Source organism: Microcoleus sp. w1-18aA5 (assembly GCF_036701705.1).
GTDB lineage: Bacteria > Cyanobacteriota > Cyanobacteriia > Cyanobacteriales > Microcoleaceae > Microcoleus.
Genome location: NZ_JAUPTE010000028.1, coordinates 17,737 through 43,892, shown reverse-complemented (window position 1 = coordinate 43,892; position 26,156 = coordinate 17,737). Strand labels below are relative to the sequence as shown.

Below are 26,156 nucleotides of genomic sequence, written 5' to 3'. Positions count from 1 at the left end.
TGAAAAAAGGTTAAATATGCAATAGGACTTACTTGTAATCCCTCTCTTTTGGAGAAATGATAAATGTCTAAACATAAAGATGACTCTGAAGATAAAACAGAGGTAGTTGGGTATGTAGAAAGTTTATTTTTGTAAACACTATAACTAAAAAACTAATGAAAAAACTCAAAAAGCAGATACATACTTTTTTGCCAACAGCCAAAATATTTTTGGATGATGTAGAAAAAATAGAGGAAATATTAAAAGAATCTTGTTTTTCAACTTATAATATTACTCCGAACGAACCTAAATTAGATTCAATTTGTGAGATTCAAAGAACACGTGAACTATTTGAAGAATCATATTCTTCATATATCATTAAACTTGAGGACGAATATGAATTAGAATCAATTAATGAGATTATAGAAATTGCAGATAAACAAGATTTCTATAATTTAGAAATCTTGTTAACGAAACCTTATTTTAATTTAGAACTCGATCAATTTAACACACAAATATATTGTGATGATGATTCTCTTTGTATTGGTATGATCGAAAGAATCAAGCCAATTATTTTAAAAAGAAAAACATACTTTCAACACTGGTTATTTGGTATAAACAAAAAATTTGTAGTTTTTACTAAAGAAAGGTCAAACCAAAAAACTAACTTTTTTATTAAAAATAAAGACCAAATTATTTTAAGTTCAATTAGTGCCATTATAGGTGCTTTATTTGCTACATTGTTTAGATTTATATTAATCGGTCAAGGAACTCTATAAAAACCCTGACATATTCTGACATAGCCTCAGCACTTCCAAGCTCTAGGCGGGGAAATGTGGGAAACCAGTCATTTGCAGCATACTAAAGCTAGGCGGGGAAACTCTATTTTCCTCATCTAGACCTTATAACCGTTGTAGCTGACTACTTTTGCATTTGCTGAGAAAAATTTCATGATGCTTGCTGAGAGCATTTTGATTTGGCGCTGTTTTTCGATCCTGGGGTAAAGTCAGTTTCCGATCAGCCAAACCTTGGTAACAGGTGCCGATGAGTTCAGGGGCAATCACCACTTCATTAGTATCTGGTCTAATTGATAGTAGATGCAAATCGAAGAGAGTGTGTATGTCGGCTCTAAGTGGTAAACCATTTGTTACATGATTGGTTTGATTACCTTGATATGGAATTATATGTGCTGCTTCGATAGCTGACTCTACATCACAATCAGTTATTGGGCATCGACCGCCGTAAGCAGTTAACAACTTACGTCGAAATTTAGGCTGTCCCTGTCGCTGCACAATAGAAACTGTTATCCTTCGTCTGGCATCTTGAAGGGTTTCAACGTCAAAATATCCCTCAGATTTAATTTTTTTGCGCTCAGCATCTAGCTCAAGTAGCTCTGGATTGCGGGTGTAGAAGTAAGAGTCGATGGTTGGCAAATCACCAGAGCCTACATGGTTGTGACCATAACCCAGAGTTGGCGACGGAATCAATACCGGATTATCTCGCAAATCTAGTTCCAAATCCTTCATGCTGCGAATCGCCTCTGGAATTTCAGCAATTTGATTATTATTGAGCTCAAGCCGTGTCAACTTTGACAGTTGCCCGAGTTCCTCTGGAATGGAGATAATCTCATTGCCACTCAGGTAAAGCCATTTCAGATTGGACAGTTGCCCGAATTCCTCTGGGATGGAGGTAATCTCATTGTCACTGAGGTTAAGCAGGGTGAGATTTGACAATTGCCCGAGTTCCTCTGGGATGGAAGTAATCTCATTGCCACTGAAGAAAAGCCATGTCAGATTGGACAGTTGCCCGAGTTCCTCTGGAATAAAGGTAATCTCATTGCTACTGAGATTAAGCTGTGTAAGACTCGACAGTTTACCGAGCGCATCTGGGATGGAGGTAATTTCATTGTCACTGAGGTAAAGGTATTTCAGATTTGACAATTGCCCGAGTTCCTTTGGGATGGAGGTAATTTCATTGTCACTGAGGTAAAGGTATTTCAGATTTGACAATTGCCCAAGCCCCTCTGGGATGGAGGTAATTTCATTGCCACTGAGGTTAAGCAGGGTCAGATTCGACAGTTGCCCAAGCCCCTCTGGAATGGAGGTAATCTCATTGCCACTGAGGTTAAGCTGTGTCAGATTCGACAGTTGCCCAAGCTCCTCTGGAATGGAGGTAATCTCATTGTCACTAAGGTAAAGCTGTGTCAGATTGGACAGTTGCCCGAACTCCTTTGGAATGGAAGTAATTTGATTGTTCCAAAAGTTAAGCTGTATCAGATTGGACAGTTGCCCAAACTCCTCTGGAATGGAAGTAATCTGATTGTTCCAAAAGTCAAGCTCTGTCAGATTCGAGAGTTGCCCGAACTCCTTTGGGATAGAGGTAATCTTATTATGATTGAGGCAAAGCTGTGTCAGATGCGTACACTTAACAATCTCCAGTGGCAATTCCTCCAACCCTAGCTTGGACAAATCTAGCTTACTTAATTTCTCCTCGGCTGCTTGGTCAATTCGCCGCGCTGCTTCTTCTCGCGTCATGTCCTTTGTCTTTCCGTAATATTCGTTTTATTGTGACCATAATTTAACTGGTTCCCAGGCTAGAGCCTGGGAACCGAGCTCCAGAGGCTCTGGTTCGCTAGCGGATAAAAATAAAAACAGGAGGCAGATGCTCATGGAAGGTGTTCCCAGGCTAAGACCTGGGAACGAGCAAACACCTACGCTTTGCGCTTCCGACGGCGAATCAGCACACTCATCACTTGCTTCGGATTAGCTGCACGTTGTAGGGGACTCCAATCGCCAACTTGGGCAAATCCCAGGCGGTACAAAGTGAGTATGGTTTCCCTGACACCCTTGGGCGAACCTGTCACCGTTAGACAAACCACATCCTGTTCCGATTCTGCTGCTGAGTCGTTATTTGGCCGTGCAAATTTGTTGTCGTCAGGCAAGAATTCCTGTGACATAATATGTTCTCCTGGTTTTGGGTTTTCTAGAAAAACCCAAAAACCCAGCCGCCCCGCATTTCAACACATAGCAGGGCGGCTACAGAGGATGTTAAGATACTCCGTTAGCCTCCAGACTGCCTTGTACAGTTTGGCGGTTAGCTGTCCATTGCTGTTACCAGCAGCTTTGGGCAGTGCAACTAGATTTTTGGGCGACGCGGGCTACTTCCTCTACAAGCAAAGCAACCTCTAACTTCAAAGCGTAGCCGCAGACGGGGGCCTGTGTCAATCCATTTGGGATTTTACCGGGAGTAAGATTAAATGAACCGCGAAGGCACGAAGGACGCGAAGGAAGAGAAAGAAAGAGATGCAGTTCTTGCTTCGCGCTCTTCGCGTCTTCGCGGTTCGTTCAAATAATCAAAAAGCCCTATAATTTCGGTGTTAGCAAAATTAGCTGTTTGGATAAGATCGATCGCACTTCATCCAATCCCATCTCCACATCCGCCAAAATCTCCCCAACAGTCTTCTCTCCTTTACCCTGCCCAGACGGGCTTCCCTCTTTCTCCCCCCCTTGATAAGGGGGGGCTGGGGGGGGTACACAACCTTGCAAAAACTCAAATTCAGCACTTGACAAATTGAGCAATTGGTAGTTGCAATCAAACACTTGTTGACTAGGCCAACCGTGCATACAACCACTCAACTCTGGAATTGCCGCCAAAAGTGCCTTATCGTCCGACCAATCAATTTTATTAACAGGCTTTTTGCCCAAGAAAAACTCGTAATGAGTGATTTCCGTATCCAACAATTCAATTAATCGATAAAGCTCCCGTTCCGTCAAACCATGAGCTCTTTCTATCAATTCCGGCGCTTTCCCCAAAAGTCTTTCTAACTGCCAATATCCCGGATTTGAGAAACCAATAAATTCCAATCCCGAAGCGTCAATTAACTCGAACAAAGTCTCGATATTGTAGTCAATTTCCTGCGGGTGAACGTACATATCAGCAAAACATTCGTCCCGCTGATTTTCTCCTGCCCAACGCTGTTTTTCGTACTTGACAAGACGGTTATTTTCTGGTAATGAAGCAAAGATTTGACGACCGACTTTCACACCATCGGGATAGTCACCTTTTTGCGGGCCTTGGAGAAGCGCGATCGCCCTTTGCATCAATTGAATTTCCCAGCGTCCGAGCTCAGCATACACAAAAATGTGCATCAAACCGCCCACCGCCAACTTCGCCGCCAGCGCTTGAATGCCCCGGATCGGATCGGGTAAGTGGTGCAGCACTCCCACGCAGTTGATCAAATCAAACTCGCCCTCTAACTCAGCCGCATCGTACAGGCTGAGGTGGCGGAAATCAGCTTCCCGCGCTCCCGATCGGCGACAGCGTTCTTGTGCTACCTTCAAAGCACCTTCACTCAGGTCGATCGCCGTCACCGAAGCTTCGGGATTGAGGTGAATCAGATAATCGGTGCTCGAACCAGTGCCGCAGCCAGCATCTAAAATCCGAATATCGAGTTTTGGCGGCTTTTGACCGGTGCAAAAATTGTAAGCATCAGGCCAACTCCAGCGCCAGTTGTACCCAGGGGGCGGTTCATCTGACAAAGGATCGGGCGGGAAAGGGAAAGTATCGTACAGCCGCCGCACGGCAGCACTGATATCAGGCGTAGTATCCATAGGTGAGGTAATAGTAATAGTGCGTGGGTTTTGAGATTGGTTGTCAGTAGCTACGGACGAACAGCGCGACGCGATGCACTTCTATTGCTGCGTTACTGGCAACCAAAGTGGCGTCTCGCCAAGTTGGGAAGCCTAAGAGAGAGCGATCGGGCGATCGACTAACCCCTGGTAGCCAAGCCCTGACAGCTTCTGCGTAATAAAACTTATCATTTTTTCTCATATAAGCTCTCTTAAATCTATACAATAAATCTCGACAGGCTTTTTAACAAATAAGGACTGTCAATAACCCACCGCTGAACTGTCGGGTAAAGCGGAGGCGTCTTTCCGCAGAAAGTCAAAAGCCCCGAAACAGGCAGAAGAAAATTTTTGATTTTCTTTTCCTTTAATTCAAGGCACTGGCTGCAATCGCCCAAAGGCAACTCTCCTGCCGAGTCTTTTTTTCCACGGGTATACCGGCGGATCGCAGCGGAGGGAGTACCCCGTGCCTGCCTTCGGATCGGACATTTCCCCGCAGGCAGAAAGATGAAACCAAAACATTTTAATCTAAGAAAGTAAGCGCGCCCGAACCTCGTGACAGGTAAAGGCAAAAAGTAAACAAAGCAAAAATACCTACTTTGACCTGCATCAGAAGGCAAGGTTAGTCTGGTTAAATGCTGCAACTATTTGGATAGGGAGCTAAGGAGTCTAATGACTGTAAAGGCAAGTGGTGGAAGCTCGGTTGCGCGTCCGCAACTATATCAAACTGTACCGGTCGCAACTATTTCGCAAGCAGAACAGCAAGACCGCTTTCTACAGCGGGGCGAACTCAGCGAACTGGCAAGTTATTTCAGTTCCGGGGCTCTTCGGATCGATATCTCTGCGACGCTGACCCAAAACTCGGAACTGATAGTATCCCGCGCAGCCAACCGGATTTTTACCGGCGGTTCCCCGCTGGCATTTTTGGAAAGACCACAAGAACCTGCGATGGCTGTAGCAGGGGCGGCTCGCGGCGGCTCGGCGAATGTCTCTGAAGGCATGAAACTGGGAAATGTCACCTACGTAGAAAGCCGCGCTGGCGGCAACGGCGGTGGCGGCGGCGGATTCTTGGGGCTAGGAAATCTATTTTCTGGCAACGGTGGTGGCTACAGCGGCCCAATCCCAGCAGGATTTCAGCCGATCAATGTCTCGCGCTACGGCCCGGGCAACATGACCAAATCTCTGCGCGACTTGAGCTGGTTTTTGCGCTACATCACCTACGCAATTGTCGCTGGCGACCCGAATATTATTTCGGTGAACGTGCGCGGATTGCGAGAAATCATCGAAAATGCTTGCTCTTCGGCGGCCACAATTGTGGCAATGCAGGAAATGAAGGCAGCATCTTTGGGATATTTCAGAAACAATGCAGAGGCAAGTGCGATCGTCGGACAGTATTTCGACGTAGCAATTACCGAATTCAAAGCTCCCACACCTTCAGACAAGGTGCGGCAGCGCGAAAGCAACGACCAGCAAGGCTTGCAACTGCCTCAAATCTACTTCAACGCAGCCGAGCGCCGATCGAAATTCGTCATGAAAACCGGTCTGTCTTCGGCAGAAAAGATAGAAGTAGTCAAAGCAGCTTACCGCCAAGTATTCGAGCGCGATATTACCCGCGCCTACAGCCAAAGCATTTCTGACTTGGAATCCAAGGTCAAAAATGGCGAAATCTCGATGAAAGAGTTTATTCGCCGCCTTGGCAAATCTCCTCTGTACCGTCAGCAATTCTACGAGCCGTTTGTCAACAGCCGCGCTGTAGAACTTGCCGCTCGTCACTTCCTAGGTCGCGGTTTGAGCTCGCGGGAGGAATTTAGCAAGTATTTTGCGATCGTCAGCAAAGGCGGCCTGCCAGCCCTCGTAGACGCGATGGTTTATTCCCAGGAGTATTCCGATTACTTCGGCGAAGAAACAGTGCCTTACCTGCGCGGTTTGGGCCAAGAAGCTCAGGAGTGTCGCAACTGGGGCCCGCAAATTGATTTGTTCAATTTCAGCGCTCCGTTCCGCAAGGTTCCTCAGTTCATCACCTTGTTTGCTGGCTACAACCAGCCTCTGCCAGACCAGCACGTTTACGGTGTTGGCAATGACCCCTTAGAAATTCAGTTTGGCGCGATTTTCCCGAAAGAAACTCGCAACCCCAAGAGCCGTCCGGCTCCCTTCGGCAAAGACACTCGCCGTATCCTGATCCGTCAAGGTGCGGGGATTGACAATCAGTTGAGCAATCCGGCGGCTCGCGGTGCTGCTCCTGGCTCTCTGGGCCCCAAGGTCTTTAAATTAGACCAGTTACCGAGCAGCTATGTTGCTTCCAAGAAAACTGCCCGCGGTGTCTCTAGCAGCTACAGCAATGCTTCCAGTGTCAAATATACCGAAAGTTCAACCCAAGCGGTGATTCGGGCTGCTTACCTGCAAGTGTTTGGTCGCGATGTGTTCGACGGCCAGCGCCAAAAGGTGGCGGAAATTAAGCTGGAAAACGGCGAGATTCCGATGCGCGAGTTTATTCGGATGTTGGCGAAGTCGGACGTGTTCCGCAATATGTACTGGAGCAAGCTCTACGTTTGTAAGGCGATCGAGTACATTCACCGCCGACTCCTGGGACGCCCTACCTACGGCCGTCAGGAAATGAACGCTTACTTTGACATTTGCGCCAAGAAGGGTTTCTACGCGCTGGTCGATAGCATCCTGGACAGCACGGAGTACAACGAAGCTTTTGGGGAAGATACAGTGCCCTACGAGCGCTATGTAACTCCGGGTGGTTTGTCGATGCGGACGATGCGATCGGGTTCCGTCGCTGAGCAAAATCTCCAAGCTCAGACGCCCGAAACTCCTCGGTTTATCGAACTCGGTGCAGCAGGCAATCGAGGCGATATCGAGTTGCAAAGTCGGATTGCTCAAGGTGTCAGCAAGCGGCGTGAACAAACTAAGATGTTCAAGCTGACGACTACTTCGGACAAAGTAGCTTTGAAAACTTTAATTCAAGCTGCTTACCGTCAAATTTTTGAACGCGATTTAAACCCCTACGTTGTGAAGAATGAATTCACGGCGCTGGAAAGCAAACTGGGCAACAATGAAATCAATCTCAAGGAGTTCATTGAGGCTTTGGGCTGCTCGTCGCTGTACATCAAACAGTTCTACGCACCTTATCCCAATACTAAGGTGATTGAGTTGGGTACGAAGCACTTCTTGGGCCGTGCTCCTCGCAATCAAGCGGAGATTCGGACTTATAACCAAATCTTGGCAAGTAAAGGGATTAAGGGCTTTATCAACGCGATGTTGAACAGCGTTGAATATGCGGAGGCTTTTGGTGAGGATACTGTTCCTTACCGCCGCTTTCCGACTCTACCGGCTGCTAATTTCCCGAATACCGAAAGGCTGTACAACCAGTTGACTAAGCAGAATGGTGAAATTGTGGTTCCGAGTTTTGAGCCTGTGGCTGCGATCGACAGAAGCTAGATTGATTTGAGGTTTGAGATGTTAGATTACTGCTAATTTAACATCTCAAATTAGTTGAAGGGCTGGTATAATTGCCAGCCCTTTTTTTATAGGATATTCACTTTGGGCGATAGAGGTCGCGGAGGATTGTGATTTTGTAGTAAGAGACTGGATATCGTTTCTTACATCCAAAATCTTTAAGTGTTTTTCTCGTTCCCACGCTGAGCCTGGTAACGCATATCCAGAGGCTCTGCCTCGTGTTTATACAATTATTGAAATTGGTAAAATTCTAGCATCAGTTTTATTCTTGGCTGTAGTTTTTCCCAAGTTTCAAGTTTACGTTGTTGCGAGCCAGAGGCTGGTTACAGGTCAAAACCACGCTTCAGGAGGTGTACCTGAACGAATGGTAAGATTTAGGGAAAATAGCGCTGTCAGTCGATTTTAGATTTTAGATTTTAGATTTACTCCACAGATGAATCTCTGACCTTGAAGAAGAGCCTAAAATCTTGATCTCTCTACGACTGTTGTCCTTCGCAAGTATCGGTTTTTGCTCGGTGCCAAATCTGCTGAATCGGTGCAGCCAACAGTTTTAAATTTGCCACTGGATTTGCTGCTGCAATTTGATTTGAGGTTTGAGATTTGAGTTGATCTTGACTTGATAACCGCATCGGGGCGGGTGCAAGTTCCCGCCCTTTATCTATTCGGTTAACCGTACTCAAATAGCCACTTTGACGCGAGAACATTATCGCCCACTCTTCGTCGTTTATTTCAATATACAAAATCGTGGCACAGACAGATCGATTGCCTAGTTATCGGGTATTAGTGACTTCCCTTCATTCCCTGTGGGCAAAAATTAGGTATAATTGGTTAGCGCCTATTATGATAAAAATTTCCCCAAAAAATACCACGCTAGGTCAGATATAAAGCGCAATAGTGATGAGCCATTCCCAATCTCAAATCTAAAATTGTATGAGCTACATCAAGATATTGACCGCAAAATAAAACAGCAGAATAAACGAACCACTTGTTCTGATTAGTCAAGTAGCGAAACGAATAAGCTATTAGGGCATAATGTAGTTTTGAGCGAACAGGGTATGGAACTAAATTTACAGAAATTTTATAGCGCCTGCAATCCTAGCTACACCCTGGCAGTAGCAAATCAACAAGACCGACAATACTATATCGATTTCTCTTCAGTGCGGGGTGGCACAATCGTCGAACAATTGGAGCGTACCATCAGCCGTCTGTCCCCCGATGCACCTACCTGTCAATTATTCACCGGTCACATCGGCTCTGGTAAATCAACAGAATTGCTGCGGCTGCAAGCTCAATTGCAGCAACAAGGATTTCATGTTGTTTATTTTGAGTCGAGTAAAGACTTAGACATGGCAGATGTAGATATCACTGACATTTTGTTGAGCGTTGCTCGTCAGGTGAGCGAAAGCATCGAGAAAATGAAAATTAAGCTGCAACCGACGGGTTTTAAAGCTTTGCTTAAAGGGATTGCTGATGTTTTTCAAACTCAAATAGACTTGAGCGCGGAAGCTAATGTTCCGGGTTTTGGGGAAATAAATGCCAGCACGGAGGGAGAATTTTCTCTGGCGTTGGGAATTGGCAAAATTACTGCTAAAGCGAAAGATGCTCCGAATCTGCGATCGGAGTTGAGGCAATATTTGGAGCCGCGAACTAACGTAATTTTAGATGCGCTTAATAAGGAGTTACTGGAGCCGGCTAATCAAGAACTCAAACGCCAAGGGAAACAAGGACTTGTAGTAATTATCGACAATCTCGATCGCATACACCTGTGCACGAAACCGACGGGGCGACTGCAGCCGGAATACCTTTTTGTCGATCGCGGCGAACAATTGGCAAGACTAAATTGCCACGTCGTGTATACAATTCCTTTGGTGCTGATTTTCTCTAACGATTTGGGCCAGTTGACCAATCGCTTTGGGGTAGATCCGAAGGTTTTGCCAATGGTGCCGGTGCAGTTGAGCGACGGTTCAGAGTGCTCTGAGGGTGTGGAATTGCTGCGGCAGATGGTTCTGGCGCGGGCTTTTCCGACGGTGCATCCTTCGCAGCGCTATGCTTTGGTGGGCAAAGTTTTCGACTCTGCGGAAACTCTCGATCGCCTGTGTCGAGTCAGCGGGGGTCATGTCCGCAATTTGCTGCAACTACTGTATGGCTGTCTGCAGAAACAAGACCCTCCTCTGTCGCGGGAAACTTTGGAAAATGTGATCGTCCAGCGCCGCCACCAGCTTACTTTGGCGATCGAACCTGATGAGTGGAAATTGCTGCGCCAAGTATCCGCTACCAAAACTGTGAACGGGGAAACTAAATACCAAATATTGCTGCGGAGTCTCTGGGTGTTTGAATACCGTTACGGCGAAGATTACTGGTTTGATGTCAATCCGATTTTGGCTGATGCCAAAGAGTTTCGGCAAACAGTTGACAGTTGACGGTTGACGGTTGACAGTTGACAGTTGACGGTTGACAGTCACTCGGCGAGGAAAATCGCTTCTGAATTAACGAAGTTCACTCCTAGCCGACTAAAGAATAAGGACCCAACTGTAGCAAAATCTGGTATGAAAACTAACAAAACTCAACAGTCAACCGTTAACAGTCAACAGTCAACTCTCAACTAACAAAAATGATTAAAGGCACTACTAAACTGTTAGGAGTAATTGGTCATCCCGTCGAACATTCTCTGTCGCCGGCGATGCACAATGCTGCTATTTCCCACTTGGGAGTCGATTTTGTTTACCTGCCGTTTCCGGTAAAACCAGGGGATTTAAAAGCTGCTCTTGCAGGATTTGCGGCGATCGGCGTTCGGGGATTTAGCATCACGATTCCGCACAAACAAGCAATCTTACCGCTGCTGTCGGAAGTTTCCCCGATCGCGCGCTCGATCGGCGCAGTCAATACCGTATACCTAACTGACAAAGGTTGGTGTGGCACAAATACTGACGTTGAAGGCTTTCTCGCGCCCCTGCAAACCCCCCCAACCCCCCCTTACCAAGGGGGGGCTAAAGACGCTACCTCTGGCTTAGAAAGCGGCAATATGGCTGTTAAATCCGGTCCCCCCCCTTACCAAGGGGGGGCTAGGGGGGGTTCCGATTGGACTCAGAAAGTAGCAGTAATTTTGGGGAATGGCGGGGCGGCGAGAGCTGTTGTGGCTGGATGCGCTCAATTGGGATGTGCAGAGATTCACGTTGTCGGCCGCAGCGAACAAAATTTAGCGGAATTTCAGCAGAGTTGGCTCAATTCTCCGATGCCCGTGCAGAATTTGCAGGTGCATACTTGGGATAATTTGTCAAGTTTAATCTCGCAGGCAGATTTGCTGGTGAACACGACGCCTGTGGGGATGTATCCGCAGGGGGAAAAGTCGCCTGTTGCGGATGGTGAGATCGATCGAATTTCAGCAGGTGCGATCGTCTATGATTTAATTTACACCCCTAATCCTACGCAATTTCTCAAAGATGCGAAGATTCGGGGAGCGCGAGCTATTGACGGACTCGAAATGCTAGTTCAACAAGGAGCAGCCGCCTTAAAAATTTGGCTGGATAAAGAATCCGTCCCAGTCGATGTGATGCGCCAAGCCTTGCGACAGCATTTAGGTCTAGACTAATGCCATTTCTTCAAAAAGTAGCTGTAGTTTTCAGAATTCCTATAAGTAAGAATTTGAGGCTAAATTCGCGCTAAGCTGAGAATTAAAATATACTTTCCCCGCCATTTATGAAATTTCGAGCTATCAGCCTTTTTTTTGCTACTTGCCTAATCGGAATTTTTAGTTTGGTATACACTCCACCTGCTTGGGCTTTGACGCAGATTAAACTTTCCGACCTTTCTTATCGCGAATGTCCTGCCGAAATGGGAGAAGGAACTGTCACCAGTGGCAGTTCTATGGAAGCTACCTGCTTTTTGATTACTGGGAAAGCTGAAAATAGCACGGGCAAACCAGTTGTCAATGCTGATATTTTCGGCCGCATTTATGATGCTGACGACAATCCGGTGATGCAAAACCGGACTCGGTTGGGTTCTATAGAAGAAGTTCCTCCCGGAGTTAGCGATTTTCAGCTCAGAATTTCGGTTGCCTCCAATCAGAGAACACCTTTGAAGCTCAAGCAATTTAAAGCTACAGGTTTTACTGGCGTGGTTCGCCGTTAAGGAAACTCTTTGAGATTTAGGGTGGGCTGCCCGTGAAAGTGGGATGCTGTTTTAGATTTGAGATTTTCGATTTGAGATTGTTGAGTGGCTGGCAATTTCTCATTTCTGATGTACGATGAACTCCCCAGCTTTTCAACCGGGGAGTCCATCTAAAAATCTCAAATCTAAAATTTAGTTGCCGGCTGCTAGGTCTGCCAAACAATTTACGCTCGATGCTTAAAAACTTAAGCTTTTCAAACTACAAGGATGTTTGCAAGCTGGTCAAAAGACCGATCAAGAATTCCGAGCCGAACTGAAGTACAAAAAACGCAATCAGTGGCGAAAAGTCAATCCCTCCCAAGGGGGGGATAATCGATCGGAATAGATTCAGGTAAGGGTCTGTTAACTGACTCAAAATTGAAAAGGGGGGGTCGTACCAATTGATATTCGGGAACCAGCTTAATAGCACGCGACAAATCATTAGGGCTACATAGATTTGCAGAAATGTGGACAGCGTGGTTGCCAAAAGGCCTATGGAATAACTCATATATTCTCGTTGAAGTTTGAGTAAAGTTTACAGACACTTTAACTTAAAGTTTAGCATAGGTGGGGGAGAGGGGGAGCATCACGCTGTTTGCGGGCGGGCTAGAAGAGCAACTGCCCACAATAAAAATCACTGTTTGCTTCACAGACTCGAAAGGTCTGTGAAGCGAGAATGGTGCAAGATGTGAGTAGCCCGCATTGATGTGCCCGACTAATCTAAAATCTTAAATGGAGTTAGGAGTCTGGGGCGATCGATCCCTCGCTGCCCGGAGCCGGCGTGTTGCCGTTTACGTCTCCGAGTTGCAGCCGCACGTCATCTATTGCCTGATTTAGCTGGGCAATTTTATCTTCTAAACTCAGCCTTGCTACCTCCATCCCGTCGGCTTCGAGTTGGCTGGCTTTCCTCTGGCGGATTTTTCTGGTTTTTGCGTCTGAAGGTTCACTCAGCAAAGCTTCAGCAGCGCGCCGCGACAGCACCGCGCCCAAAACTGCACCCACCAAGCCGCCAACGGCAGCTCCGGCAATAAATCCCCCTGTAAAACCCTCTCGATTACTCATAGCTCAACTCAACTGCGCGATATTTCCTTGATTTGTTTATTTTGACACTCTCCCGGTGAGAAACCGGGAGATTGTTAGTTGTCAGGTAGGCGTTGCACAATTTGAGGAGGATGCTTGTGGGGTGTCCCGCCTGCTGTGAAAATACACGCCTTCGGGATCAGGGGCCCATCCCCCAAAACAATCAAAATCATCCCGCAATTATGAAACACCGTCAGGTAAGGCGAGAATTCCGACTTCAGAGTTAAAGCGGATCATTTCCAAAGATCGATCGCCATAAAGATCTTCAATGTGTTCCAAGCAGCACTCGATCGCGAAATCGTTCAATTCAGTCGGCTCAACGCCGTACATATCCTGAAACACCTCTGAATCTACCCGACAAAAGCGCGGGCGATCGGCATAAATTCCGCATTCTCTGGTGGTTTTGTCAAAATTTATACACCAACCGTCATCTCCGACTAAGCTCAAATAGACCGCTAATTCGTCTTCAGATAAATACTCGTCTAAGTCTGGGCGCTCTGTTGGGTCGAGGTAACAACAAGCACCGCACTGCTTTACGCAACGCCAAGTAGCCATAGTTTGATTTTAGATTTTAGATTTTAGATTTTAGATTTTAGATTTTAGATTCGGAGCATTATGTGGAAAATGTCAAACTTTAGGAAATTGGGACTCTTAAAGTATATCAATTGCCAGCGCCCGCCGGAGATGGATATCCCGAAAGGGGGTTCGATTTGAGATTTGAGATTTGAGATTGGGGGAAGTTTCCGGGAAGGGGCATCAAGTCCCTGGTTTCCTGTGACTGAGAGGTCGATCGTAGTTTACATTTTGTTGAATTTTGTAAAGTTCCTTAAAAAATATGGTCGATCGCCCGGTAAAATCAGAAGCGGATTTTCTAATTCAACAATCTAGACTTAATCACTACAGTCAGGAGGACAAATGGACTTTATAACCGATCTTTTCAGTGGTATGGGTGGTGTAGACTACCAACTCATTGTTCAGGTAGCTTTACTCGCCGCCGTCGTGCTTTCTGGCCCGATCGTGATTTTTCTCTTGGCTGCTAAAGGCGGCGACCTGTAATTATAGCACGCTCCGGGGCGATCGAGAGTTGGGAGTTTTGAGTTTTAAATGATGCAAAATTCACAAGGCTCGATCGCCAAATTTCCCTGCTGCACGAGATTTCTGATCAAATACCGAGTTATCAAATACCGAGGGCGTGTTTAGCAGTTTGAATCAAATTCTCAAAAAAAGGTAGAGATACATCGACTTCTCTAGCATCTTTGCGGGAGTTGCCTAACAAACCGATGTTTTGTCCGGGTGCAACAGCCAAAACTTGCCCTTGAGAGTTGCGAATTCTCAATTCCTCGATCGAGCCTGCAGGAGATAGACTGCAAGAATAAGTGCGATCGCAATAATCAAACTCCACTTTTCCGAACTTCGGTGGCATGGAAGTAGCAGCATTTGCCGGTAGCCGAACGCCCAACAATTCTAATTCAACCGATGTCTTGCCATTAAAACTATTTTCCCGCAATCGGTAAGCAATATCAACCCGCCGAGGCAAAGGAAAATATTCCCCCCAACGCCAAGCAATCGCCTTCACACTAGCCGATACATTTCCATCTTGAGTTGCAGTTAGTTTAACGTGACCTCCTTTACCAACAATTTTCTGTTCAGTTATGCAAACATTAGGCGTCCAAAATACAGGAGCCTTATTTTCAATCCCGCAAGGTTCCAGAGCATCAATTTGTCGGTAAAGGTCAAGATTAATCTCTGCCAAATCTGCCTGCACGTCAACTGAAACCAGCGGTTTTAGGTGTTCCGGCTGCAAACATTGATTGGCAAAAATTGACAGTTGATTGCGGAATTCTTCGAGGTTATCAGCCGGCATCGAAAAACCGCCCGCCGCTTTGTGTCCGCCAAATTTAGTTAATAAATCCGCGCAAAAATTCAGCCCGTCAAATACATTAAACTCAGGAATCCCCCTCGCCGAACCCCTGATAATTTTATGTGCAACCGCCCCTACAGCCTCATCCTCAAAAGTACCAATAAACACAGGTACGCCGTAGCGTTCCACTAACCGAGAAGCTACAATCCCGATCACCCCGTGATGCCAACCGGGTTGCACGACAACTAAAACTCGTTCTTGCTGCAAATCGAGATCACTTTCCTCGCACCAAGCAATTGCTTCCTGCTCAATTTCCTGGCACAACTCCTGCCTGCGCTGATTAATTTGTTCGCACTGCATCGCATTTTTGAGAGCCAATTCGCGATCGTCCGTAGTCAGCAACTCTATCACAATTTGAGGGTCAGCCAGCCGCCCCACAGCATTAATCCGGGGCCCAAGCCTAAAACCAATATCTTCAGGCTTTAACGTATTGCTAGCTTGGCTTTTTGAATTCAGAAGAGGCAAACTTTCCGCACTTCCCGGCTGCACTCCAGCCACCTGAATCAAAGCCTGAATACCCGCCAATTGCGAGTGAGGCAACAGCCGCAAACCCCGCTTCACCCAGCGCCGATTAACGCCAGTCAAAGGCGCTAAATCCGCAATAGTTCCCAACGTAAATAACTCCAGCAAGGGATTCACCAACCCCCCAACTTTTTTCCTATCCTGAGCCAAAGTAATAGCCAAAACATAAGCAACGCCTACGCCAGCCAAACCGCGATATGGCGAAGATTCAGCGATTAATTTCGGGTTGAGAATAGCATCAGCCGGCGGCAGTTTTGGGGGTAAATCGTGGTGGTCTGTAATAATAACTTTGACACCGAGTTCTCGCGCTCTAGCAACAGGGCCGTAGGCTGCAATTCCGTTGTCAACGGTGAGAACGAGAGCGACACCTTCCGAGTGAAATTCTTCTACAATGCGATCGTTAATCCCATAACCTTCTCGCATCCGGCTGGGAATAGCATAATCCACATTCGCCCCCAGCAGCCTCAGAGCGCGTAACAACAAAGCCGTGCTCGTCATCCCGTCAGCATCGTAGTCTCCACAAATCGCAATTTTTTGCCCTCCTGAAATCGCATCCCGCAACAATTTGACACTCGCAGCCAAATCGGGAAACTCATCGGTTGGCGCGGGCAAAACCAGAGATTCCGGTTCGATAAACCCTTGCACTTCTTTCAGAGAATCGATGCCGCGGTTAATCAGCACCTGTGCTAGTAAAGGCGACAAACCGATTTCAGCGGCAAACTGTTCGGATTGCTGTGGTTGAGGCGAATAAATTTGCCACCGTTGGTTTGGCAATCGGTGAAAATGCGGGGGCACAGATGTCGGTAGCTCTTGCACGGAATCTGAGGTTTAAAGATACATAGTTAATCTTACCGAATTAAGTCACAGCGTCAATCAATTGTAGATTTTAGATTTTAAATTGAGCCTAAATATGAGTTTTTTGGGTAAAATCCAAAGGTTGTTTGTAGGAAAGCTTTTTTTGGAAGCTCTCACCCCACCCAAATAGGGATACAAGCGCTGACAGCAGTTGTGGAGACCAAAAAATTTTAGACCAAAGTTCAAACCCTCCAGATTTATCTGTGGAGTCAATCTAAAATCTCGAATCTCAAATCGACTGGTGGGAGCCGAAGAAATAAGTGTAGCAGGCATTTGCGCCGCCCGTGCTAGGGCGGGGCTAATTTAATTTAATGAGGAGACTTGCATGAGTGGCGATCGACCACCTTGGTTTAAAATTGCATTACAGGTTCGGGGGTCTGTCATTCCCTCAATTTTGCCCCGCGTTTTGCTGTGTGGCGGCTTTGGAGTTCTTATTTCCCTGCTGCACTTTTTAAAGTGGCCGGTTTCCTTACCAATTTTGTCGAGTATTGTACCCAGTATTGTCCTGGGTCTACTGTTAGTTTTTCGGACAAATACAGCCTACGAAAGATTTTGGGACGGTCGAAAAATGTGGGGAACTTTAGTCAACAACGTCCGCAATTTAGCGCGCCAAATCTGGGTAGCAATCGAGGAAAAAGACCCGCAGGATATCGAACTGAAAAAGTCAGTTCTGCGCCTGTTACCCGCCTTTGCAGTGGCCCTGAAACTGCACTTGCGGCAAGAGTCAGTCAATCCAGAGTTGGAGCCGTTAATGTCCTCACCGCACTACCAAAAGCTCAAGTCGATGAACAATCCGCCTCTAGAAATTGCCTTTTGGATTGAGGATTACTTGCACGAACAGTACGAGGGCAATTGCGTTGATGTCTATCAGTTAACTGGTATGAAGGAGTTAATCAACTCTATGATAGATGTATTAGGTGGCTGCGAGCGAATTTTGAAGACCCCTATCCCTTTGGCTTACGCGATTCACCTTAAACAACTATTGTTGCTTTACTGTTTGGCACTGCCCTTTCAAATGGTAAACGATGTGAGTTGGGGAACCGGCCCTGTTGTGGCTTTAATTAGTTTTACTTTGTTCGGGATTGAAGAAATCGGCATTGAAATAGAAAATCCCTTTGGACACGATGCCAATGATTTGCCTTTGGACAATATTTGTGCTGCCATGCAGCGCAATATCGACGATTTAATTTCTTTATCTCCTAGCGTTCACGAACACGTGAAAGATAAGTAGAGTCATTCGATTTTAGATTTTAGATTTTAGATTTTAGATTGGTACATAAAATCTAAAATCTAAAAGCTTCGGATTAATTTTTTTTAACAATAAACAGCATTAACCCAGCCCATACTAACAATACAGGCGTCAGCCAATCTCCCCACCGCACGTAAAAAGTCCGAGTTCGCCGCCGATAAATAGTAACATCTCGGACTTCATAAGTATTAATTCCCGACTTCCAAATTGTCTCACCGTGAGGATTAACAAAAGCAGAGTAACCTGTATTAGTTGCGATAACTGCCCATCTATCCGTCTCAATTGCCCGCATCACATCTAAAGCGTGATGTTGAGCTAACATCGGCGGTTTGTAATGGGCATTGTTGGAAGCGGTAATCATAAATTCGCCTCCCATCGCCGCCTGATATCGGAAATTTTCAGCAAAGGCTGAATCGTAACAAATTCCGACAATGGCGCGGCCAAACGGCGTATCAAACAATTGTTTAGAATTACCGGGTACTAAATGAGCATCTAAGGGAGAAAGACGATTAATAATCCCGCCTAAGATTTCGTAAAAAGGGATATATTCGCCTAAAGGTACGAGCTTTAGTTTATCGTAGCGGCCGACAATTTCTCCAGTGCGATCGATCGCCAATAAGCTGTTAGTGATACTATTATCTTGCTGTCCGAATCCTCCCACCCAAGCCACAACGCCGCGTTCGAGAATAGCTTGGTAAAAAGAAAGAGTAGAACGCTGATACTCGTTTGTCCAGATAAAAGGCAAAGCTGTCTCTGGAATTAACACAGCATCGACTTTTCTGTCTGCTAACTGTTTGTATCCAGTGGTGTAACCTTCCAAAGCGCGCTGCCAACCCCCTGAATCAAACTTAATGTCGTTAGGAATGTTGCCTTGAATAATGCCAATTTTTAAAGCGGTTGCAGCTTCTTGATTCAAAGGGCGGTTGTACAAAATCCAGCCTGCAATATGCAAAATTAAACACAAACTTACAGGCAAAATATAAGCAATCCAATTCTGCTTTCTGCCTTCTGCCTTCTGCCTTCTGCCTTCAAGAAAAGCTTCGGCAATTAAACCATTTACTGCTACAATAGCGGCTGTTACTGCGCTGGGCCCGGAGAGTTGACCGAGGTGCAATATTGCTAAATTGTGGGGGCTTTGCGTGTAAGATAGTGATGTCCACCACAGCGATCCTGTACTCCAAATACTTTCTAAGGCACACCACAAAGCTGTGCCAATTAAAACGCGAGTTAATGCTGAAAATTGAGCTTTACCCCCCCCAGCCCCCCCTTGTAAAGGGGGGGAGTTAAGAAGAATAAGATCGGAGCTACCCCCCCCAGCCCCCCCTTGTAAAGGGGGGGAGTTAAGAAGAACAATAGGATTTTTGCCTGGTAAAGTGAGGGAGTTGAGAATTACAAATAGCCACGCCCAAACGGTGACTAAGGCGGCTCCCCAGAGGGTGATGAAGGCCCAGCAAAAAAGTGCGATCGCCAAACTCGGCCACCAAGGAACTCCCAACCAAGTCATCGGGTGAATTCCCATAATCCAAGATAAAGCTAATCCGTGATAGCCAATTCCCCAGAGTGAAGGAAGAAGGAAGTTCGGCAACGGATTCTGTAACGGATGTAACGGATGGATGTTGAGGAAAGAAGGAAGAAAGAGAAATTTTTGTTTTTGTTGTTCTATTTTTGGCTTTTGATAAGTGACAACCAAAACCCACAGGGGAGCTAATGCTACCCAAGCCAATAGCCAAGCATTTACTGGTGCGGTTGTCAATGCCATCAAAATGCCGCTGAAAAGTGCGATCGCCCAGGCTAATGTTTTGGATTTATGAACCACGAGTTTTTCAAATTTGTGCCTGTTAAATATCGCCACTTTGATGATTGCCAAAAATAATAATTCTTAATCAATATATCAGATCGCTCGGGAAGTTCGCCAAGGCGCAGTGTATGGGATTTAACGGATCTAACGAATTTAAGAGAAGGAAATCTCTCAAATTCTAGTTGCCAAAACAAGAAGCGCCCCTATTTCTAGGAGCGCTTTTTGTTAATCAAAAGCTAAATTTAGCCGTTGATGGAAGGAGCAACCATTGCTACTGGGGTGACTTCACCGGCGGCCAAGTCGAGGGGGAAGTTGTGAGCGTTGCGCTCGTGCATTACTTCCATACCCAAGTTAGCGCGGTTGATGACATCAGCCCAAGTGTTGATGACGCGACCTTGCGAGTCGATAACCGATTGGTTGAAGTTGAAACCGTTCAAGTTAAACGCCATCGTGGAGATACCCAAAGAGGTAAACCAGATACCGACAACTGGCCATGCACCTAACAAGAAGTGCAAAGAACGGCTGTTGTTAAAGCTCGCGTATTGGAAGATTAACCGACCGAAGTAGCCGTGGGCTGCAACGATGTTGTAGGTTTCTTCTTCTTGACCGAATTTGTAACCGTAGTTCAAAGATTCAGTTTCGGTTGTTTCGCGAACCAAAGAAGATGTTACCAAGGAACCGTGCATGGCGGAGAACAGAGCACCGCCGAAGACACCAGCAACTCCCAACATATGGAAGGGGTGCATCAGGATGTTGTGCTCGGCTTGGAACACGATCATGAAGTTGAATGTGCCGGAGATACCCAAGGGCATACCGTCAGAGAACGAACCTTGTCCTATCGGGTAGATCAAGAATACTGCGGTGGCTGCTGCAACTGGTGCAGAGTAAGCGACGCAGATCCAAGGACGCATACCTAAGCGGTAAGACAGTTCCCATTCACGACCCATGTAGCAGAAAATGCCAATCAGGAAGTGAAATACTACCAATTGGTAGGGGCCGCCGTTGTACAACCATTCATCGAGGGAAGCTGCTTCCCAGATGGGATAGAAGTGAAGCCCGATCGCATTCGATGAAGGAACAACAGCACCAGTAATGATGTTGTTGCCGTACATCAAGGAACCTGCAACTGGTTCGCGGATGCCGTCGATGTCCACTGGAGGAGCAGCGATGAAGGCGATGATGTAGCAGATGGTGGCACTCAGCAAGGTAGGAATCATCAAGACGCCGAACCAACCGATGTAAATCCGGTTTTCAGTGCTTGTGACCCATTCACAAAAGCGTTCCCAAACGTTGCCGCTTTCGCGACGCTGTACGGTTGTTGTCATTTGGTTTATGATGGCTTAATTGAATTTTCAAAGTTCGTTGTGGGGATGCCCCACGCTTATATTAGTAACACCATTCACTAAAGTTTGCCAAGGGATTTCTGCTGACAATTTAAAGATTTTACAAACTTTTACAAAAACTGGATTACTGGTAAATATTTGTAGTTTTTTACAAAGCAATATTACTCACATAATAGGTTAAATATAGCGACCTGAAGAACTGCATCTATTAGCTGTAGATGGGTTCAGCAGTTTGAGCAAATTACTTTAGTTCAGGTCGATTTTCTTTCATTTTAAATATCTCTTAATTTCGTCTGGGGGAGAGGATTTTTAATATTTATTCACATATAGCCGGTGGATTCTGCGAGCGGAAATTTTTATCGGGAGAATACTGACAACCGGGTTTCTAGTGCGGGCTGCATTCTCAATAATCTCCAATCAACGGGGTGTATTGACAAAAAAAGAAACCCGGTTTCTGAGGCGCTTGGCAATAGAAATCAACCGGGTTTCTGAGGATGAGTCCGCAAGTTCGGGGTAAAAATTAGCCTTTAGCCTGGGGGCCACTTCATCTGCCGACCGCCGAGAATGTGAAGGTGCATGTGGTCTACAGTTTGGCCGCCGTCGCTGCCGCTATTAATGACGACGCGATAGCCGTTGCTAAGTCCGAGTTGGTCTGCTACCCGCTTGACAGTCAGCAGCAGGTGTCCCATGAGAGCATGATCTTCCGACTCGGCATCGGCTAATTTGGCAATAGGCTGTTTGGGAATGACGAGGATGTGGACGGGTGCTTGCGGATGGATATCTCTGAAGGCGAGGGCCAAGTCGTCTTCATAAACGATGTCTGCGGGAATCTCTTTGCGGATGATTTTGCTGAAAAGCGTTTCTTGAGTTGTCATGGGTATTAACGAAGTTCGGCAACGGATTGTGTAACGGATGTAACGGATTTAACGGATGGAGTTTGACGGAAGAGGACAGAAGGCGGAAGTGGGAAGGGGAAGTGGGAAGAGGGAAGACTCAGCAGGAGAGAGGGAAGAGGAGAAAAAGAAGAGGCAAGGAAAAGTTTTTCTTGCCTCTCCCGATATTCATTAGTCATTGTTAATCATAATAGATGATGAATCAAGGACAGGCAAATTAAGGATAAAGAAAAATGCTTGCTAGGGTTTGGAGTGCATCGATCGTTGGAATTGACGCGGTAAAGGTGGGTGTTGAGGCTGATGTGTCAGGGGGGCTACCGAAAATTGTGGTTGTGGGATTGCCCGATTCTGCGGTGCAAGAAGCTAAAGAAAGGGTTAAGGCTACGCTAAAAAATTCGGGATATGCTTTTCCGATGCGGAGTATTGTGATTAATTTGACACCGGCAGATTTGCGGAAGGAAGGGCCGAGTTTTGATTTGCCGATCGCCATTGGCATTTTAGCAGCATCGGAACAAGTCAGCGGTGAACTGTTGGGCGATTATTTGTTTTTAGGGGAACTTTCTTTAGATGGGAGTTTGCGGCCTGTGGCTGGGGTTTTGCCGATCGCCGCTGCTGCTCAAAAAATGGGTATTTCAGGATTAGTTGTACCGGCTGGTAACGCGCAGGAAGCGGCTTTGGTGCACGGAATATCTGTTTATGGTTTTGAGAATATTTTTGCAGTTACTGATTTTTTGAACAATCCTGAAGTTTATTCGCCTGTAGAAGTAAACGGTCGAGAAGAGTTAGCAAAAACGCGGTTTCCGGGTTTAGATTTAAAGGATGTAAAGGGGCAAATTCACGCGCGGCGGGCTTTGGAAATTGCGGCGGCGGGGGGACACAATTTAATTTTTGTGGGGCCCCCAGGAAGCGGTAAGACGATGTTGGCGAGGCGTTTGCCTGGTATTTTGCCGCCGCTGACTTTTGATGAAGCTTTGGATGTGACTCAAATTCATTCGGTGGCCGGGTTATTGAAGGATAAGGGAAGCTTGGTGGGCGATCGACCTTTTCGCAGTCCTCACCATTCAGCATCTGGCCCTTCTTTGGTAGGTGGCGGCAGTTTTCCGCGTCCGGGTGAAATTTCTTTAGCACATCGCGGCATTCTTTTTTTGGATGAATTAACTGAGTTTAAAAGAGATGTTTTGGAGTTTTTGCGACAACCGCTGGAAGATGGTTATGTGACGATTTCTCGAACTAGACAATCGGTGATGTTTCCGGCTCAATTTACATTAGTGGCAAGTACGAATCCTTGCGCTTGCGGTTATTACGGCGATTCGATCCAACAGTGTACTTGTTCGCCGCAAAAGAGGGAGCAATATTGGGCAAAACTTTCGGGGCCTTTGATGGATCGGATTGATTTGCAAGTGGCCGTAAATCGTTTGAAACCCGAAGAAATTACGCGACAGCCGACGGGGGAGGAGTCGGAACCGGTGCGGGTGAGAGTACAGCGGGCGCGAGAGCTCGCAACTCGCCGTTTTCAGTCGGAATCTAGTTTGCGCTGCAATGCGGAGATGCAAAGCAGTCACATTAACAGATGGTGTCAGTTGGATGATGCTTCTCGGAATTTATTGGAGATGGCGATTCGGAAGTTGGGGCTTTCGGCGAGGGCGAGCGATCGCATTTTGAAGGTTGCTAGAACTATTGCTGATTTGTCGGGGGATGAAAGCTTGAAAACGAATCATGTGGCGGAGGCGGTGCAGTATCGGACGATCGATCGGATGCAGTAAGTCAATCGATTTTAGATTTTAGATTTTAGAGGCGACCCCACGGATAAATGCTCTTTCTTGAGGATTTTCGATTTTCGATTTGGGATTGATTCCACGGATAAATCACGTGGCGGGTACCACCTTTGAAATTCGCTTGTCAGCAACGGCTCAAAAGACACAATCCCCCGATCGCCGACTTCTGAAAAAAGTTGGGTATTTAACAGTTGATTCGGCGATTTAAATGGCTTCTAAACATACGAAGTCCCAGCAGAGGGGGACTAAGGGATTAAGGGGGTATTTCAGCTCGATTGATGTTGTCCAATTATTTAATTGAGCCACTGAAATGCCCCCGATGTTCCCCTGTTGATTGTCGGATTTTGTACGGCATGGTGCCAGGAGCAATGGTGACAGTTGTGTAAGTTCTGTTACTGTTATAGTGGGAGAGGTGACAGCAAACCAAGGCAGCAGTTAAAGTGGCGATCGAGGAAACTTTAGGCCAACTGCCCAAAAGCTAATCAACTCAAGTGTATCAGCGCGAATATCAAGAAGTTTATCAGCAAGTCTAGGAATCTTATTCTGAGGCAGGACGCAGTGTTTATACCACCGCAGTTTGATGCTGGTGTCAAGGACACCCACCCACAGCTTTTGTCAAAAATCCCTCATAATTTCCTCAAAAATTCATCAAGTTTTTACCCACTTTTTATCATTTTTACTGTAATTTATGATACCGATCGCCCAAGTTGCCCGAATCTCCACAACTGCCGAATTTTTAATATTTAATTTCCCGCTCTCCCTCTCCCTCCCTCTCCCTCGCTCTTTCTCCCTCTTTCTCTTTCCCTCGCCCCCTCTCCCTGTTTCACCATAAAATTTGAAATTTTTGAGTGACGAATTATGGCACGATCGCAGCGCGTTTTGATACCATTCAATCAAGCGCAAGACAATCAGGGAATGCACTGGAGGTGTGTAAATGGAGCTTTTGGCAGAACAAAAACGGTGCTTGGATTGCTTGGTAAGCTCGATCGAGCAATTGGGAGGTCGAGTAGATATTCCAAAGCTGGAGCAGATAGCTGAGCTAATCATTCAAACGATGAGAGGGCCTTGGCGCTACTTTCACACGTCGGAACACATTTTTGAGGTCGGGGGGTCAGTCGATCCGATCGAGGTGCTGGCTGCGCTGTTTCACGACCTCGTGTACGTGCAAGTCGATCAGGGCGTTAGTTTCAATATTAGCAGCGCCCTTTGTCCTTTTGTCAAAGAGGTGCGATCGCAGTTAGTTATTAGAGATGAAACCGAACGGCCCGACGATGCCATCTATCAGCTAGTTATTAGAGATGAAACCGAACTGCCCGACGATGCCATGTATCAGCTAGTGGCCTCAGTATTTGGGTTTATTCCCGGCAAGACTCTCTCTCCGTTTGGCGGTCAAAACGAATTTTTGAGTGCCGTTATTGCTGCCAAATCTTTGGAGCCTTTTTTGCCAGCTAGTACGATCGCTGAGATAACAGCTTGCATCGAAGCTACTATCCCTTTTCGTCCGGTTGCGCCCGGTGGTTTGAGCGCGATCGAACTTTTGCACGAGCGTTTGGTAAGTATAAATTGCGATTTTAACTTGGGATGGAACCCTGCAGAAATTGTAGAACTTGTCAAGCGTGCTGTCAGGTTAGCAAATAGAGATGTCGAGAATTTTGCCTCTCGAAATTCCTCTAATTTCTTAGACAATACCTGGAATTTGATGCCAGAAACCAACCACGAATTGACAAATGTTAATTCCTATACTGTTGCCGGATATCGCAGGTCTCTGCAAAAAATGGAAGGATTTTTGAACTTCCTCAAACCCGAACTGGTTTTCCAGCAGTTTATGCAAGAGCCGGACGATGAAACCTACGCTAACCTGGTTGCCAGAACTCGCAAAAATATCGAAGTTGCTAAACTTTATCTGGGGGTAAAGCTAATTACTATCGCCATTTTAGAAGCTCTTTCCTACCGTTTGGGGCGCGATATTCCGCTTTCAACTATGATGGGAGAATTACGCACACCAGGATTTAAAACTTCTGTTTTGGAGGATTACTTGCCCAACAGACAGAGCGCCTACCCATTAGAAAGTCAGTTACAAAGAGAAGTGTTAGACCTGCTAGAAATAGGACGCAATCAAGAATCGCGCTATGATATTAAAAACTCCCCGGTTTCTACGTTTATTATCAAATCTATCGGCTTTGCTGAAACTGAAAACTTTTTGAAGAAAGCTCAAGAGTTTTTTGCAGATCCTACTTCCTCGGAAGAGTTTCTCTCTTACTGCGCTCCCGATGTCATCGAGACCATCTCCTCCGGCGTGATGAAACTCTTTGACAGCAGGAAGACGGCTTTAGGGAAAGTTAAATTAGTTCACCAAACTGTTTCTTAGGATAGGTTGGCACAATCTTAAAACGTTTTCCATTGCAGAAACCAGGTTTCTTGAGTTCAGCCACAATGTCCGGTTAGTCTGAGATGTTGCACCATTCTCGCTTAACAAGCTTTCGGGCCTGTTTCACAAAGAATGAGTTT

At 46.2% G+C, this 26,156-nt stretch carries 22 protein-coding genes; 10 read left to right on the top strand and 12 right to left on the bottom strand.

From position 1 onward, the window contains the following. Positions 1 to 155 precede the first annotated feature (155 nt). A complete protein-coding gene (locus Q5691_RS12605; RefSeq protein ID WP_333345067.1) occupies positions 156 to 758 on the top strand; it encodes a hypothetical protein in 603 nt (200 codons plus the stop codon). A 123-nt stretch (positions 759 to 881) separates the two neighbouring features. Here Q5691_RS12605 and Q5691_RS12600 read toward each other — a convergent pair whose 3' ends face one another. Together Q5691_RS12600 and Q5691_RS12595 are read right to left on the bottom strand one after the other, a co-directional pair. After that, positions 882 to 2,513 (bottom strand): leucine-rich repeat domain-containing protein, encoded by a 1,632-nt coding sequence (locus tag Q5691_RS12600; protein ID WP_333345065.1) that lies wholly within the window; start codon positions 2,511 to 2,513, stop codon positions 882 to 884. 176 nt (positions 2,514 to 2,689) lie between these two features. Next, on the bottom strand, positions 2,690 to 2,935 hold the full coding sequence (locus Q5691_RS12595) for a hypothetical protein (RefSeq protein WP_333198158.1): 246 nt from the start codon (positions 2,933 to 2,935) through the stop codon (positions 2,690 to 2,692). An 88-nt stretch (positions 2,936 to 3,023) separates the two neighbouring features. On the opposite strand from Q5691_RS12595, the gene Q5691_RS12590 reads away from it, so the two are divergent. Then, positions 3,024 to 3,167: a hypothetical protein gene (locus tag Q5691_RS12590; RefSeq protein ID WP_333141694.1), complete on the top strand. Its 144-nt coding sequence runs from the start codon at positions 3,024 to 3,026 to the stop codon at positions 3,165 to 3,167. A 174-nt stretch (positions 3,168 to 3,341) separates the two neighbouring features. Here the strand turns inward: Q5691_RS12590 and Q5691_RS12585 are convergent, their stop codons facing one another. Both Q5691_RS12585 and Q5691_RS12580 read right to left on the bottom strand, forming a co-directional pair. Continuing rightward, on the bottom strand, positions 3,342 to 4,589 hold the full coding sequence (locus tag Q5691_RS12585; RefSeq protein ID WP_333345062.1) for a class I SAM-dependent methyltransferase: 1,248 nt from the start codon (positions 4,587 to 4,589) through the stop codon (positions 3,342 to 3,344). 43 nt (positions 4,590 to 4,632) lie between these two features. Then, positions 4,633 to 4,809, bottom strand: coding sequence for a hypothetical protein (locus Q5691_RS12580; protein ID WP_333048382.1), 177 nt, complete (start codon positions 4,807 to 4,809; stop codon positions 4,633 to 4,635). Between the two features lie 467 nt (positions 4,810 to 5,276). On the opposite strand from Q5691_RS12580, the gene Q5691_RS12575 reads away from it, so the two are divergent. Then, the gene (locus Q5691_RS12575) at positions 5,277 to 8,048 is read left to right on the top strand and encodes a phycobilisome rod-core linker polypeptide (RefSeq protein ID WP_333345060.1); all 2,772 of its coding nucleotides are present in this window, start codon (positions 5,277 to 5,279) and stop codon (positions 8,046 to 8,048) included. A gap of 494 nt (positions 8,049 to 8,542) precedes the next feature. On the opposite strand, the gene Q5691_RS12570 is transcribed toward Q5691_RS12575, so the two are convergent. Continuing rightward, a complete protein-coding gene (locus Q5691_RS12570; protein ID WP_333162872.1) occupies positions 8,543 to 8,770 on the bottom strand; it encodes a hypothetical protein in 228 nt (75 codons plus the stop codon). A 351-nt stretch (positions 8,771 to 9,121) separates the two neighbouring features. Here Q5691_RS12570 and Q5691_RS12565 point away from each other — a divergent pair, with 351 nt between their 5' ends. The 3 genes from Q5691_RS12565 to Q5691_RS12555 all read left to right on the top strand — a co-directional run bounded on the left by Q5691_RS12565 (position 9,122) and on the right by Q5691_RS12555 (position 12,194). After that, on the top strand, positions 9,122 to 10,486 hold the full coding sequence (locus Q5691_RS12565; RefSeq protein WP_333345058.1) for a P-loop NTPase fold protein: 1,365 nt from the start codon (positions 9,122 to 9,124) through the stop codon (positions 10,484 to 10,486). A gap of 191 nt (positions 10,487 to 10,677) precedes the next feature. Next, positions 10,678 to 11,655, top strand: a complete 978-nt coding sequence (locus Q5691_RS12560) for a shikimate dehydrogenase (RefSeq protein ID WP_333345056.1) — start codon at positions 10,678 to 10,680, stop codon at positions 11,653 to 11,655. Between the two features lie 107 nt (positions 11,656 to 11,762). After that, on the top strand, positions 11,763 to 12,194 hold the full coding sequence (locus tag Q5691_RS12555) for a hypothetical protein (protein ID WP_333308505.1): 432 nt from the start codon (positions 11,763 to 11,765) through the stop codon (positions 12,192 to 12,194). A 238-nt stretch (positions 12,195 to 12,432) separates the two neighbouring features. On the opposite strand, the gene Q5691_RS12550 is transcribed toward Q5691_RS12555, so the two are convergent. The 3 genes from Q5691_RS12550 to Q5691_RS12540 all read right to left on the bottom strand — a co-directional run bounded on the left by Q5691_RS12550 (position 12,433) and on the right by Q5691_RS12540 (position 13,847). Further along, positions 12,433 to 12,720, bottom strand: coding sequence for a YggT family protein (locus Q5691_RS12550; RefSeq protein WP_333083660.1), 288 nt, complete (start codon positions 12,718 to 12,720; stop codon positions 12,433 to 12,435). Positions 12,721 to 12,950: 230 nt separating this feature from the next. Continuing rightward, complete coding sequence (locus Q5691_RS12545; RefSeq protein ID WP_333345054.1) at positions 12,951 to 13,274, bottom strand: hypothetical protein; 324 nt, start codon at positions 13,272 to 13,274, stop codon at positions 12,951 to 12,953. A gap of 198 nt (positions 13,275 to 13,472) precedes the next feature. Beyond that, entirely contained in the window at positions 13,473 to 13,847 is a 375-nt protein-coding gene (locus Q5691_RS12540) for a YkgJ family cysteine cluster protein (RefSeq protein WP_333345053.1), read from the bottom strand. A gap of 360 nt (positions 13,848 to 14,207) precedes the next feature. On the opposite strand from Q5691_RS12540, the gene psb30 reads away from it, so the two are divergent. After that, positions 14,208 to 14,348 (top strand): photosystem II reaction center protein Ycf12/Psb30, encoded by a 141-nt coding sequence (gene psb30, locus Q5691_RS12535; RefSeq protein ID WP_333054512.1) that lies wholly within the window; start codon positions 14,208 to 14,210, stop codon positions 14,346 to 14,348. A gap of 121 nt (positions 14,349 to 14,469) precedes the next feature. Here psb30 and recJ read toward each other — a convergent pair whose 3' ends face one another. Further along, complete coding sequence (gene recJ / locus Q5691_RS12530; RefSeq protein ID WP_333345051.1) at positions 14,470 to 16,551, bottom strand: single-stranded-DNA-specific exonuclease RecJ; 2,082 nt, start codon at positions 16,549 to 16,551, stop codon at positions 14,470 to 14,472. Positions 16,552 to 16,915: 364 nt separating this feature from the next. Here recJ and Q5691_RS12525 point away from each other — a divergent pair, with 364 nt between their 5' ends. Then, the gene (locus Q5691_RS12525; RefSeq protein WP_333345049.1) at positions 16,916 to 17,821 is read left to right on the top strand and encodes a bestrophin family ion channel; all 906 of its coding nucleotides are present in this window, start codon (positions 16,916 to 16,918) and stop codon (positions 17,819 to 17,821) included. A gap of 73 nt (positions 17,822 to 17,894) precedes the next feature. Here Q5691_RS12525 and lnt read toward each other — a convergent pair whose 3' ends face one another. From lnt to Q5691_RS12510, 3 genes are all read right to left on the bottom strand, one after another. Further along, complete coding sequence (gene lnt / locus Q5691_RS12520) at positions 17,895 to 19,691, bottom strand: apolipoprotein N-acyltransferase (protein ID WP_333345095.1); 1,797 nt, start codon at positions 19,689 to 19,691, stop codon at positions 17,895 to 17,897. Positions 19,692 to 19,879: 188 nt separating this feature from the next. Continuing rightward, positions 19,880 to 20,962: a photosystem II q(b) protein gene (psbA, locus tag Q5691_RS12515; protein WP_333211065.1), complete on the bottom strand. Its 1,083-nt coding sequence runs from the start codon at positions 20,960 to 20,962 to the stop codon at positions 19,880 to 19,882. A gap of 545 nt (positions 20,963 to 21,507) precedes the next feature. Further along, entirely contained in the window at positions 21,508 to 21,855 is a 348-nt protein-coding gene (locus Q5691_RS12510; protein WP_333308510.1) for a histidine triad nucleotide-binding protein, read from the bottom strand. Between the two features lie 251 nt (positions 21,856 to 22,106). On the opposite strand from Q5691_RS12510, the gene Q5691_RS12505 reads away from it, so the two are divergent. After that, the gene (locus Q5691_RS12505) at positions 22,107 to 23,636 is read left to right on the top strand and encodes a YifB family Mg chelatase-like AAA ATPase (RefSeq protein ID WP_333211063.1); all 1,530 of its coding nucleotides are present in this window, start codon (positions 22,107 to 22,109) and stop codon (positions 23,634 to 23,636) included. Between the two features lie 946 nt (positions 23,637 to 24,582). Next, complete coding sequence (locus Q5691_RS12500; RefSeq protein WP_333345046.1) at positions 24,583 to 26,016, top strand: hypothetical protein; 1,434 nt, start codon at positions 24,583 to 24,585, stop codon at positions 26,014 to 26,016. The last annotated feature ends 140 nt before the right edge of the window (positions 26,017 to 26,156 follow it).